This window comes from Enterobacter sp. Tr-810, assembly GCF_011752765.1.
GTDB classification, from domain to species: domain Bacteria; phylum Pseudomonadota; class Gammaproteobacteria; order Enterobacterales; family Enterobacteriaceae; genus Enterobacter; species Enterobacter soli.
On the sequence record NZ_VWWW01000001.1, the window covers coordinates 1,082,823 to 1,096,756 of the forward strand.

At 53.4% G+C, this 13,934-nt stretch carries 9 protein-coding genes; 2 read left to right on the forward strand and 7 right to left on the reverse strand.

Features of this window, described 5'->3' with window-relative positions:
• Positions 1-12: 12 nt before the first annotated feature.
• Complete coding sequence (gene mqo, locus F3J30_RS05105; RefSeq protein ID WP_014071067.1) at positions 13-1,662, reverse strand: malate dehydrogenase (quinone); 1,650 nt, start codon at positions 1,660-1,662, stop codon at positions 13-15.
• 188 nt (positions 1,663-1,850) lie between these two features.
• On the opposite strand from mqo, the gene F3J30_RS05110 reads away from it, so the two are divergent.
• Positions 1,851-3,146, forward strand: a complete 1,296-nt coding sequence (locus F3J30_RS05110; RefSeq protein WP_166716697.1) for a SulP family inorganic anion transporter — start codon at positions 1,851-1,853, stop codon at positions 3,144-3,146.
• Here F3J30_RS05110 and mgtE read toward each other — a convergent pair.
• The 6 genes from mgtE to F3J30_RS05140 form a co-directional block, all read right to left on the reverse strand.
• On the reverse strand, positions 3,109-4,545 hold the full coding sequence (mgtE, locus tag F3J30_RS05115; protein WP_014071069.1) for a magnesium transporter: 1,437 nt from the start codon (positions 4,543-4,545) through the stop codon (positions 3,109-3,111). The two genes, F3J30_RS05110 and mgtE, sit on opposite strands and share 38 nt — an antisense overlap.
• Before the next feature lie 192 nt (positions 4,546-4,737).
• A complete protein-coding gene (locus tag F3J30_RS05120; protein ID WP_166716361.1) occupies positions 4,738-6,381 on the reverse strand; it encodes a multidrug ABC transporter permease/ATP-binding protein in 1,644 nt (547 codons plus the stop codon).
• Between the two features lie 76 nt (positions 6,382-6,457).
• Entirely contained in the window at positions 6,458-7,108 is a 651-nt protein-coding gene (alkB, locus tag F3J30_RS05125) for a DNA oxidative demethylase AlkB (RefSeq protein WP_166716364.1), read from the reverse strand.
• Entirely contained in the window at positions 7,108-8,166 is a 1,059-nt protein-coding gene (ada, locus tag F3J30_RS05130; protein ID WP_166716698.1) for a bifunctional DNA-binding transcriptional regulator/O6-methylguanine-DNA methyltransferase Ada, read from the reverse strand. Before ada ends, alkB begins: the two co-directional genes overlap by 1 nt.
• Positions 8,167-8,238: 72 nt before the next feature.
• Positions 8,239-9,297 carry an FAD:protein FMN transferase ApbE gene (gene apbE, locus F3J30_RS05135; protein WP_166716368.1) on the reverse strand — a complete coding sequence of 353 codons (1,059 nt, stop codon included), beginning with the start codon at positions 9,295-9,297 and terminating at the stop codon, positions 8,239-8,241.
• Positions 9,298-9,413: 116 nt separating this feature from the next.
• On the reverse strand, positions 9,414-10,520 hold the full coding sequence (locus tag F3J30_RS05140; protein WP_014071074.1) for a porin OmpC: 1,107 nt from the start codon (positions 10,518-10,520) through the stop codon (positions 9,414-9,416).
• Between the two features lie 741 nt (positions 10,521-11,261).
• Between F3J30_RS05140 and rcsD the strand changes: the two genes are divergently transcribed.
• Positions 11,262-13,934, forward strand: a complete 2,673-nt coding sequence (gene rcsD, locus F3J30_RS05145; protein ID WP_166716372.1) for a phosphotransferase RcsD — start codon at positions 11,262-11,264, stop codon at positions 13,932-13,934.

The following is a 13,934-nucleotide window of genomic DNA, read 5'->3' on the forward strand; positions in this document are numbered from 1 at the left end:
GCTTTTTTAGTTTTACAGCGCGATATCCGCGACCGGTTTGCTTTCCGCCTGAGGCTTCAGCTCGGCCTGTGGCGCCGCTTCAGCAGCCTGCGGCTTCACATATTGCAGTTGCAGAACATGGCTGGTGTATTCCAGCTCTTGCTCCGTTGCTGCTACGTTGCCGTTCAGCTTCGTACCGTAAGAAGGGATAATGGTTTTCAGTTTCGCCTGCCATTCCGGGCTGGCGACTTTATCTTTAAACACTTTTTCCATCAGGTGAAGCATGATTGGCGCAGCAGTAGAAGCGCCAGGAGAGGCTCCCAGTAGAGCCGCGATAGAGCCATCCTTATCGCTCACCACTTCAGTACCCAGACGCAGTACGCCGCCTTCTTTCGGATCACGCTTGATGATCTGCACGCGCTGACCCGCCTGCCACAAACGCCAGTCTTCTTTCTTCGCCTGCGGGTAGTACTCTTTCAGCGCCGCGAAGCGATCGTCATCAGAGAGCATGACCTGGCTAATCAGGTATTTCACCAGATCAAAGTTATCCAGACCCACATCAACCATCGGTTTGAAGTTGGATGTGGTGGTCGCACTCAGCAGATCGAACAGAGAACCGTTTTTCAGGAATTTAGTCGAGAAGGTCGCGAATGGCCCGAACAGCACGACGCGTTTACCGTCAAGAATACGGGTATCGATGTGCGGAACGGACATCGGCGGCGCCCCTACGGAAGCCTGACCGTACACTTTCGCCAGATGACGATTCACCACTTCCGGGTTATCCGACACCAGGAACTGACCACCTACCGGGAAGCCAGCGTAGTCGTCAGCTTCCGGAATGCCTGACTCCTGAAGCAGTTTCAGCGCTGCACCGCCCGCACCGATAAAGACAAACTTCGCTTTAATCACATGTTCAGCGTCGTTGTTTTTCAGATCGGCAACCGTCACGCTCCAGCTGTTATCCGCGTTACGCTTGAAGCCGCGCACTTCGGTGCTCAGTTGCAGGTTGAAGTTCTCTTTTTTCTTCAGAGAGCCCACCAGCTGACGGGTAATTTCGCCGTAGTTGACGTCCGTACCGATTTCAGTGCGGGTTGCTGCGACTTTCTGGTTAGGATCACGACCTTCCATGACCAGCGGAGCCCACTCTTTAATCTGCGCGTGGTCTTCTGAGTATTTCATGCCGCGGAACAGCGTGCTCTGCTGTAAAGCCGCGTAACGCGCGCGCAGGAAGTTGACGTTCTGATCGCCCCACACAAAGCTCATGTGCGGCACGGTATTGATGAAGGAGTGCGGATCGTGCATCACACCGCTGTTCACCTGGTGTGACCAGAACTGACGGGAGATCTGGAACGCTTCGTTGATCTCTACCGCCTTCTCGATACTAATGGAACCGTCCTTTTTCTGCGGCGTGTAGTTCAGTTCCATGAGTGCCGAGTGCCCGGTGCCGGCGTTGTTCCAGCCGTTAGAGCTCTCCTGAGCCACGCCATCAAGACGTTCGACCATGGTCATCGACCAGTCCGGCTGTAATTCTTGCAGATAGGTTCCCAGCGTGGCGCTCATGATGCCACCACCAATTAAAAGGACGTCCGTTTCCTGCTCTTTTGGCGCGGCGGCGTTAGCCACCATTGAGACTGCATTCAGTCCCATAGCCACAGAGAAGAGCATGGCAGTCATTTTTTTCATAATTTATGCCTTAGAGTAATAGTGCTTTATGCGTGGAAATTGCAGGTGAAAAAAGCTGCGGGGGGAACGGTAACAACTTTTAAATATTGTTTAAAGGTTACGAAATTATTGTAATTGTGAAATTTAATGATGGATTGTTTGTAGGGGATTGGGCGTTCGACTGGCAAAGCGCTGTTTTTCTGGCTACTATGCTGCACTTTGTGATCGCGCGCACGGAAGCCTGCCCTAACCTGCGAACTGTTATGTCATTACCACACTCTTCTTTGCCCGATGAGGGCCGCATTGCTGTTGTACTGCGCTCACCAAGGCTCTTCATCCGTGAAACACTAGCCGGGGTGATTACCGCGCTGGCACTGATCCCTGAAGTTATCTCCTTCTCTGTGGTTGCGGGCGTGGACCCGAAAGTCAGCCTGATCGCCTCTGTGGTGCTTTGTCTTGCCCTCTCGGTACTCGGCGGCCGCCCTGCTATGGTAACAGCCGCGGCGGGCTCTGTGGCGCTGGTTATCGGCCCGATGGTGCATCAGCACGGCGTACAGTACATTTTGCCTGCGGTGATGATGGCGGGAGGGATTCAGATCCTGTTTGGCGCGCTCGGGATGGCGCGGTTGATGCGTTTTATTCCGCAATCGGTGATGACCGGCTTTGTTAACGCTCTCGGGATTTTGATTTTCTTTGCTCAGGTGCCCCATTTCTGGAGCAGAAGCCCGCTGATTGTTGGCCTGTTCGTGCTGACGCTGCTGATTGTGCTGTGGGTTCCGCGCTATATAAAAACTATTCCCTCTCCGCTGATTGCCATTGTGGTCTTAACCCTGTTCACGGTGACCACCGGGCAAATCCTGCCGACCGTGGGTGATGAAGGCTCAATGAGTGGCGATCTTCCCGGGCTGACTCAGCTGCTTGTCCCCCTTAATCTGGACACCCTGAGCATTATCTGGCCCTGTGCGTTAAGTATCGCGTTTGTCGGCCTGCTGGAATCATTGCTGACAGCAAAACTGGTGGATGAACTGACGGTTACGCCATCGGGCAAGCGCCGCGAAAGCATTGGCCTGGGCATCGGTAATATCATGGCCGGTCTTTACGGGGGCATTGCCGGTTGCGCCATGATTGGGCAAACCATCGTCAACGTGGAGATGGGTAAAGGCCGCAGCCGCATTTCGACCCTTGCCGCAGGCATTGTGCTGCTGGTGCTGGTCACCGCGCAGAGCGAAGTGATGGCCAAAATCCCGATGGCCGTTCTGGCCGGAATTATGGCGATTGTCGCCATCAAAACCTTCAGCTGGCACAGCATTCAGCCCGCGACGGTGAAAGGTGCGCCCATCGCAGAAACAGTGGTGATGCTGATTACCGTAGCCGCGACGGTATCGACCGGTAATCTGGCGATTGGCGTGCTCGGCGGGATTATTGTGATGGCGATCCTCCCTGCGCGGATTAAGCGCAGGCACGAACTTACATCAGAAAAATCGTCGCCAGCCCAAGAAAAATAAAGAAACCGCCGGTATCGGTAATGGCGGTGATCATCACGCTCGACCCCACTGCGGGGTCGCGGCCAAGCCTGGTCATCGTCATAGGGATAATCACGCCCATCATGGCGGCCATCAGCAGGTTAAGCACCATCGCCAGCATCATCACACCGCCTAATGCCATATCGCTGTACAACCACCATGTTATCCCGCCCATGATCCCGCCCCACACCAGGCCGTTAATCAGCGCCACCCCCATTTCCCTGAAGATAAGAAACGCGAAGTTACCGGGCTGAATGTTTTCCAGCGCCAGGGCACGAACAATCATGGTAATGGTCTGGTTTCCGGTGTTCCCGCCAATCCCGGCGACGATAGGCATCAGAGAGGCCAGCGCCACCAGTTGCGAAATCGTGTGTTCGAAGCCATCAATCACGCGGGAGGCAATAAACGCTGTACACAGGTTAATGGCAAGCCATGCCCAGCGCGTTTTAACGGCCTTACCCACCGAGGCGTGTACGTCATCTTCCGCACTCAGGCCGCCGAGAGCACGCAGGTCGTTATCGGTTTCTTCGTAAACCACATCAACAATCTCATCGATGGTCAGACGCCCCATCAGCTTGCCCACGGAATCCACTACCGCCGCACTGACCAGGTCGTCACGTTCGAAGGTTCGCGCCGCTTTTTCGGCATCATCTTCAGGTGAAAAGACCATGGGCTCGGTTTCCATCACCTCACTCACCCGCCGCTGTGCACTGTTCAGCAGAATGGTCTTCAGCTCGAGTTCACCCAGCAGGGTTTTATCGCGCGAGGTCACAAACAGCTTATCGGTGTTGTCCGGCATCTTGCCCAGGCGGCGCAGATAGCGCTGCACCGCCCCAAGCGTCACGTCCGGACGTACCGTGATGACGCCAAACTCCATAATCGCGCCGACGCTGTTTTTCTCGTAATTCATCACCTGGCGTACACGGGCACGTTCATCGGCAGGTAATGAGGCCAGCAGTCGGCCAGTCAGATTTCGTGGCAGGTGCTGAACAAGGTAAATCTGCTCATCGATATCCAGGGTCTGCACGGCATCGAGAATATCCCGGTCACTCATCTCATCAATGAGGTCATCCCAGACGTTTTCGGAGGCTTCCAGCAATACCTGACCACGTTCGTGATCTTCAACCAGGCGCCACAGGGCGTGACGCTCTTCGGAGGGGAGTGCTTCAAGGGTATCCGCCAGGTCGGGCGGCGGAAGATGAGCAACCAGCGCACCTACCTCAGCAATATCGTCGGATAAGGTGCCGACATCATATTGCTCAGCCAGGGTCAGTTTGCCTAATAACGCTGAAGTGACCGCTTTATCGGTCGTGAGAAGCCAGATGAGACGCGCACGCTCCTGGTCGCGCAGCCTTGCGCTGTTTTTGTTTATTACCGACATCAATCATTAATCCATAAAATGAGATGACATCAAGCATAGCGCGGGGATATGTAAATAAGAATAAACAACGGGGCGGGATGGATAAAAAAACAGCATATCGTGCAAATCATTGTGCCCGGCGGCGCTACGCTTGTACGGGCCTACAAAATCGTAGGCCGGGTAAGGCGAAGCCACCGCCCGGCACACAAACTCTTATGCCGTACGCGCCACCGCATCACGGGACGCGGCATCGCGCTCTTCACCGATCAGCTCGCTCAGCTGTCCGTCACGCATCTCCAGCAGACGATCGGCGTGAATAAAGTAGTGATCGTCATGGCTGATAGCAAAGATGGTTTTGCCCATCTCCTGCATCAACGGCAACAGCACCTGATAAAACTCGCGGCGGAAATGCGGATCCTGATCGGCGGCCCATTCATCCAGCAGGATGATGTCACGCTCTTCAGCCAGCGCCAGCAGCAGCGCCACGCGTTTTTTCTGCCCTTTGGACAGCTTGAGGTTCAGGATCTTGCCCCCTTTCAGCTCCAGCTTATGCGACATTTGCAGATGCGAAAGCCACTTCTCCACCAGTGCCGGATCCGCCTGATGCCCCTCTGGCCCCAGCAGTTGCTCAAACAGCCAGACGTCGGTGAACACCGCTGAAAACAGCTTGCGGTAGTCCTCCGGTTTTTCTGCGTTCAGCGCCTTGCCATCCAGCAAGATCTCGCCAGATTGCGGCTGGTATAGCCCGGTGAGCAACATTGCCAGTGTGGATTTCCCGCTGCCGTTACCGCCAATCAGGAAAAGCATCTCACCCCGGTGAATGGTGAGATTAACCGGGCCAACCGAAAACGCGTTGTCCTGATAACGGAACGTCACATTGCGCAGTTCCAGCGTTTTCCAGTCCGGGAACGCCTGTGGACGCGGGAACTCGGCCTTAAACGGCGCGAGGTCAAATTTCTTCAGTTTGTTGAAGGCCACCTGGGCACTCAGCAGCGTCGGCAGCGCCCCAACAGCAGAAAGCAACGGTGTGCGTAAAAACAGCAGCGTCAGCGAGTAGGTCGCCGCGACATTGGTGTCAGCCCATCCCAGGCTGTTGGCCATCCAGAACACCAGACCAATGGCGCCCAGCATCATGATGTTTGACCAGTTCACCGCGCTCAGGTGGAAGGTATCCGCCCGGATAATATGATGACGATACTCGCGGGCATCCGGGATATAGAGATGATTAAAGATATGCTCGGCACGCTCGCGGTTCAGCGTAAGCTCTTTGCGCCCTTCCAGCACCGTCTGATAATCGTTATAGAGCTTATCTTCCGTTTCACGCAGCACCGCCATGTGTTTATAGACACGCGCCACCAGCAGGTAACCGCCCCAGATGGTGACCACAATCCACAGCGCAGTCACCGCCAGCATTTTGGTTGAGAGCCAGGCAAGATAAGCCGCCGAGCCAAAGGTCAAAATAATCCCCTGCACCAGCTCCGGCAAACGCACAAACGCGATGGTGATAGCACGCACATCGCTGGTCAGTCCCGCCAGCAGAGAAGCACTGCCGAGCTGCTCGACGCGCTCGACCTGAGTGTCCAGAATTCGTTTGATAAACTCGCTACGCAGGCGATAAACAAAGTGGTGGCCAAGTGTGGTTAACGCCAGCTGGGAGCCTAACGTTACGGCCATCAACAGCAACAGTAAGCCCAGAAACTCTGGCAGCACCGACAAAGACGTGTCGACCATTTCGATCAGTCGAACATTGATGAACGCGATCAGGCCAATACCTAACGCCGCGCTGGCCAGGCTTAGTGCCATCACCGCCATAAAAGGCCAGCGGTACTGACGCCAGACAAGAAGAAGTAGCTGCATACAGAGCAATCCAGGCAATAAAAATCAGCCAGCAGTGTAAACTGCCCTGCGCTCACATCAAGAATAATTCTTATTTTTATTCGTTATACGATGCCTGGCGGAAGGTCAAGTTATAGCGGAACGCTTGCGCCTGCGGATGAAAACCCGGTTTTAGCGGCTGAATACCGTGGTAATAGAGCCGCGATTCCCCGCCCCATACCACCACATCACCATGCTCCAGCATCAGACGTTTCAGCGGGTCGTTACGCCGTAGCCCGCCAAACTGAAAGACCGCCGGCAGCCCTAAAGAGACCGAGACAATGGGCGCCCGCAGATCCGGCTCATCTTTATCCTGATGCAACGAGAGCTTCGCGCCAACGGCGTAGCGGTTAACCAGGCAAGCATCCGGGGTAAAATCGGCATAACCCGCAGCCACGGCGGCATCATGGCACAACGCCTGAAACGCATCGGGCATGGCGGGCCAGGGGTTACCCGTGATGGGATCCAGCGGGGCATACAAATAGCCGCGATCGTCCGTCGTCCAGCCTAACCTGCCGCAGTTGGTCATCGCCACTGACATGGTATAGCCGCCCGGCGTCACCATATGGCGAAACGGCGAACGGGCCGCGACGGCGTTGATACCGTCAAACAGCGCTGCCGCGCGGGAGAGCGCAAAACGGCGCAGGATCACCGCGCCCGGCGCCAGCGGCTCTTGCCAGGGCTCAGCCTCAGCAAACAGATCGAGCATTATCCCTCCCGGTTTTTCGCTTCACGTTGTAACAACAGCGCCTTGCGCGCAGTGCCCCAGCGGTAGCCTGAAAGCGCGCCATCGTTGCGCACCACCCGATGACAGGGGATCACTATCGCCAGCTTATTGGCAGCACATGCCCCGGCAACGGCGCGCACGGCGGCGGGTTTCCCGATGGTTTTCGCCACCTGCTGATAGCTCGCCGTTTCACCGCAGGGGATGTCGCGCAACGCCTGCCAGACCTGCTGCTGGAAAGCCGTGCCGCGAATATCCAGCGGTAACGTTAACGGAGTATTTTGATTGTCGAGGCTTTCGATAACCTGGCTTACCCGCAGCGCAAAAGCGCCGTCCGCAGGCTCGGGCTGGGCATGGGGAAACAGTGAATGCAGCTCATCCGTTAACATCGCGTCGTCGTCACCCAGCAAAATAGCGCAGATCCCCCGCTCGCTTTCCGCCACCAGGCAGCGGCCTAGCGTGCAGTTGCTCAGCGCGTAATGCACCGCAACGTCACCTTTACGGTACTGTTTAGCCGTCATACCCAACGCGCTATCGGCTTTACGATAATAACTGCTGCTGTCAGGAAAACCTGCGGCCAGCACGGCATCGGTAATTTTATCGCCCTGTGCCAGCGCACTGCGCAGACGGCGATCGCGCGCGGCCTGCTGCCAGGCTTTGGGCGTCATGCCGGTGATGGATTTAAACAGACGATGGAAATGGAACGGACTCATCGCCACCTGCTGCGCAAGCATTTCGAGGGTAATGGACGAGTCCTGTTCCAGCAGACGGCAGGCCTGTTCGACTTTTGCCAGTTTCTGCTCCTGCGGGTCGCGTTTATCCGGCATACAGCGCTTACAGGGGCGAAAGCCATCCTGCCCGGCGTGTTGGGCATCAGGATAAAAGCGAACATTTTTGCGCAGCGCGTGGCGGGCCCGGCAGGACGGACGGCAAAAGATACCGGTCGTTTGCACGGCAAAGACAAACTGATTATCAGCACGCGGATCGCGGGCGAGCACGGCCTGCCAGCGATCCTCATCGGTTTTAAAGGTCAGGTTTTTCATCATCGGCTCCTCTTACAAGCATACTCATACCTTGCCTGAGCGCCACCGGACAAAAACCCGCAACCTTGCTTTTTAATTTTTTTCGCTCACGAGGAAGCTTTCAAACTGCGGGGAGCTCCAGGTTTTAAACCCATCACCCTCTTTGGTTATCATGTAAACCGCAAGACCTTCCTGACGAACCACCTCTTTAGCCTTTTCCGGACCAAGGACCATTAACCCAGTGTCCCAGGCATCCGCTTCCAGAGCAGTCGGGGCGATCACCGTCACGGACACCAGATTGTGCTCGATCGGACGACCCGTTTGCGGATCGATAACGTGTGAAATGCGTTTGCCGTCCAGCTCGTAATAGTTACGGTAGCTGCCGGATGTACTGATCCCATGGCCGTTGATATCCACAATCGCCTGCACGGCGTTTTGCTGATCGGTCGGTTTTTGAATGGCCACGCGCCACGCTTTGCCAGTGGCATTCATTCCCCGGCTGACTAAGGCGCCGCCGACAGAGACCAGATAACGCGAGATCCCTTCCTGGGTCATCAGTGCGGCCAGGTGATCGGCGGCATACCCCTCTCCTACCGTTGAGAGATCGACAAACAAATCTGGGATATCTTTTTGCAGGTACTGCTGACCGTACTGATTAATTACCGTCAAATGCTGCAAACCTGTTCGGGCGCGCGCATCATCAATGGCCGCCTGATCGGGCGTTATCACCGGCTGCTTATTCGGACCAAATCCCCACAGATTGACCAGCGGCCCGACTGTCACATCCATAGCGCCGTTTGTTTTGTAACCCACGCGCATCGACTCGGTCACGATATCAGCCATTGCTTCACTTACCGGCCAGAGCGAAGTGCTTTTCGACAGATTAAAGCGCATCAGCGCAGAGTCGTTTTTGTATGTGGAAAGCAGCTGATCGTCGGCATCCAGCTGTGCCTGAATTTTTCCGCGCAGATCGTCGGCACGTGCACTGTCGAGGTGCATCACGCTGACACGCCAGAAGGTGCCCATCGTTTTGCCTTCAAGAACCGTTGCCGCAGGGGTGTCTTTTTGGGTCACCGGAGTGGTGGAAGAGTCACATGCTGTCAGGAAAAAAAGGGTAGCCAGAAAGCTGGCGCGTAAAAAAGTCATGTCCATTCATTATTATCCTCATGCCAGGTCGGCAAGAGTACACCAAAACGGGGCATTTGTAAGACCCCAAAAAATGTATGAAAAAAGGGGCCAGATGGCCCCTTTGTAATACTGAGAAGCGATTAGAACTGGTAAACCAGACCCAGCGCTACGATGTCATCAGTACCGATACCAGCCTGTTTGGTGAAGTTGTTGTCATCCAGCAGGTTGATTTTGTAGTCCACGTAGGTGGACATGTTTTTGTTGAAGTAGTAAGTCGCGCCAACATCAACATATTTCAGCAGATCCTGGTCGCCGTAACCTTCGATGTCCTTACCTTTAGACTGGAGGTAAGCCACGGAAGGACGCAGACCGAAGTCGAACTGGTACTGAGCAACCACTTCGAAGTTCTGAGCTTTGTTAGCAAAGCCGTAAACGTCGCTGTTGTTCTGGGAGTTACCGAAACGGGTTGCGTTATAGGTCTGAGAGTACTGCGCGGCCAGATAGATGTTGTTCGCATCATATTTCAGACCACCAGAGTAGACTTCAGCGTGATCGCCGTTACCCAGTGCTGCGGTGTTGTTCTGATCGTAAGTACGTTTGGAAGAAGACATTGCACCACCGATGCTGAAGCCTTCACCCAGGTTGTAGGTCAGGGATGCGCCGTAACCGTCACCGTTCTGTTTCAGGGTGCTACGACCGGTGTTGTTCTCGCCGTCTACGCTGCCATTTTTACCCTGATACTGCAGAGCAAAGTTCAGGCCATCAACCAGACCGAAGAAGTCCTGGTTACGGTAGGTTGCTACGCCGTTAGCACGGGATTGCAGGAAGTTATCTGCACCGTAGGTGTCGCCGCCGAATTCTGGCAGAACGTCGGTCCAGGAGGTCACGTCGTAGATAACGCCGTAGTTACGACCGTAATCGAAAGAACCCGCATCAGCGAATTTCAGACCTGCGAACGCAACACGAGTCCAGGACTGGTTGTCGCTTTCAGAGGTATTACCCTGAATCTGGTATTCCCATTGGCCGTAACCGGTCAGCTGATCGTTAACCTGAGTTTCGCCTTTGAAGCCGATACGCATGTAGGTCTGGTCGCCGTCGTTACCTTTGTCGTCGGAGAAATAGTGCAGACCGTCGACTTTACCGTACAGATCTAATTTGTTGCCGTCTTTGTTATAAATTTCAGCCGCATTTGCTGCGCCTGCTACCAGCAGTGCTGGTACCAGGAGGGACAGTACTTTAACTTTCATGTTATTAACCCTCTGTTATATGCCTTATTATTACCACTGCTTACTGATTAACCCTCTTAACCAGTCGGCAATTTCATTCTCCTTAAAATTACAGAATAATCCAACGGGAATATGATACGAAAACTTTGAAGATGTTTCATTTTTCACCCAAGATGTTTCATTTTGTAAATTCACGGGAACTTTTACAAAGCACGAAGAGCTTAAAAATATAGCACTTATAATCAAACCAAAAATTTCACTATATAAAATCAATAAGTTACACATAAAAATGTTACAGCACTGAATGACAAAACAAAAACCAGCAAAATCACTAAAATAACTCCCGCTATCATCATTAACTTTATTTATTACCGTCATTCAGTTTTGAATGTCTGTTTATCCCTAATTGAACCGAATGCCGAGCATTCGGTTTTTTTTTACCTTTCTTTACGTAATTATATTTTCGTTGTGCTACCACCCGGAAATCATAACGACTATTAATTAAATTCAGCCGAAATCATCTCGTCGTATTCGCCATTCCTGAAAAGCATAATTTCTTGTTAATTCGTGCTATTTCCTGAACTTCGCCGTTTCTTATTTGTACAAACACCCTCAAGTTGTACACGTTTAATGCAATGTGGCGCAGGGATAATCGCCATGGAAAAAGTCATCTATTCACAGACGACGGCGCTGGAAATTCAGTTATTACCCTTTATACTGCCCTATCCCCTTAAAGCGCGGCCATCACGGGTTAACATATCAATGAGTCAGTCTGAAACCACCGCCCCGAGCAAATTCTCCCTTCTTCCCGGGAGTATCACCCGTTTCTTTCTTCTGTTGATCGTCGTGCTGTTAGTCACGATGGGGGTGATGGTTCAGAGTGCGGTTAATGCCTGGCTGAAGGATAAAAGCTATCAGGTCGTGGATATTACCCATGCGGTGCATAAGCGCATCGATACATGGCGCTACGCTACCTGGCAGATTTACGACAATATTGCCGCTGCGCCTGCAACGTCATCCGGGGAAGGGTTACAGGAAACGCGCCTGAAGCAGGACGTTTACTACCTGGAAAAACCGCAGCGTAAAACAGAAGCGCTCATTTTCGGTTCGCATGACAGCGCAACGCTTGAGATGACCCAGCGCATCTCCTCGTACCTTGATACCCTTTGGGGTGCAGAAACAGTACCGTGGTCGATGTACTATCTGAACGGTCAGGACAACAGCATGATCCTGATTTCGACCTTACCACTCAAAGATCTCTCCTCCGGGTTTAAAGAAACCACGGTGGGCAGCATTGTGGATTCCCGTCGTGCGGAAATGCTGCAACAGGCCAACGCACTTGATGAACGCGAGAGTTTCTCTTCATTACGCCGCCTTGCCTGGCAGAACGGTCACTACTTTACGCTTCGTACCACCTTCAATCAGCCAGGACACCTGGCAACCGTGGTGGCATTTGATCTGCCTATTAACGATCTGATCCCGCCGGATATGCCGCTGGACAGTTTCCGTCTGGATCCCGATAACAACACGCAAAACATGCGCACGCCGCCGGATAAAGAAGGCGCTGAAAGTGTCGCTATCTCCTTTAACGGTTCGAAGATAGAGATAGCCTCCTCGCTTAACTCGACCGGGATGCGCCTGGTGTGGCAAGTGCCGTTTGGCACCCTGCTGCTCGATACGCTGCAAAACATTTTACTGCCGCTGCTGCTGAATATTGGTCTGCTGGCACTGGCGCTGTTTGGTTACAGCACTTTCCGTTTCCAGCCAGGACGTCAGAGTGAAACTGCATCGACCTCAGCAGGAACCAGTAACGAACTGCGCGTATTGCGGGCGTTGAACGAAGAGATTATTTCCGTTCTGCCGCTTGGGGTGCTGGTTCACGATCAGGAGGCGAACCGCACGGTGATGAGCAATAAGATTGCCGATCATCTGCTGCCGCATCTTAATCTGCAAAACATCACCACCATGGCGGATCAGCACCAGGGCGTGATTCAGGCCACCATCAATAATGAACTGTATGAGATCCGTCAGTTCCGCAGTCAGGTCGCTTCCCGCACGCAAATCTTTATTATCCGCGACCAGGATCGTGAAGTGCTGGTCAACAAAAAGCTCAAGCAGGCGCAGCGACTTTACGAGAAAAACCAGCAGGGTCGTGCGGCATTTATGCAGAATATTGGCGAGGCCTTTAAACGCCCATTGAAAGCCCTCGCGAGCGGAGTCGCCAGCATCAACACGCCTGAAGGCCATCAGATAGCCAGCCAGGCGGATTCACTGGTTCGCCTGGTGGATGAAATTCAGCTGGCGAATATGCTGGAAAATGACAACTGGAAAGGAAGCTCTACCCTCTTCTCTATCCAGGATTTGATCGACGAAGTGGTGCCTGAGGTTTTACCGGTTATTAAACGCAAAGGGCTGCAACTGCTGATCAACAACCACTTGCCAGCCAATGACGAACGCCACGGCGATCGGGAAGCGCTGCGCCGTATTCTACTGATGCTGATTCAGTATTCGGTGACCACCACCCAGATTGGCAAGGTGACGCTGGAGGTTAGTACCGACGAATCGGCTGACGATCGTCTGACGTTCCGCATTCTGGATACCGGAGAAGGCGTCACCACAAGTGAAATCGATAACCTGCACTTCCCGTTCCTGAACGATACCCAGAGCGATCACTACGGCAAAGCCAATGCCCTGACCTTCTGGCTGTGCGATCAGCTGGCGCGCAAACTTGGCGGGCACCTGAATATCAAAGCCCGCGAGTCGCTTGGCACCCGTTATTCTCTGCACGTGAAAATGGCGGCAAATCCGCAAGAAGAAGATGAAGAACGCCTGCTGGATGAAGTGACGGTGATGGTAGATGTGACCTCAAATGAGATCCGCAATATCGTGGTTCGTCAGTTAGAAAACTGGGGAGCGGCGTGCATCACGCCTGATGAAAGACTCACGAGTCAAGAATTTGATCTGTTTTTAACAGATAATCCGTCTAATCTTACAGCCTCCGGCTTGCTTTTAAGCGATGATGAGCCAGGCGTGCGAAAAATCGGCCCTGGCCAGATGCGCGTCAACTTTAATATGAGCAATGCTATGCAGGAAGCTGTACTACAACTAATAGAAGAACAGCTGGCGCAAGAAGAGATCCTGGAGTCCCCTTTGGGCGGCGATGAAAATGCCGAACTCCATGCCAGTGGCTACTATTCACTCTTTGTTGATACAGTACCAGATGATGTTAAGCGGTTGTATACTGAGTCCGCTGCAAATGATTTTGCAGCGCTGGCACAGACAGCACACCGGCTTAAAGGGGTGTTTGCCATGCTTAATCTGGTTCCCGGCAAGCAGTTATGTGAAACGCTGGAACATCTAATTCGTGAGAAAGATGCCTCTGGCATTGAAAAATATATCAGCGACATTGACGCCTACGTCAAAAGCTTGCTGTAG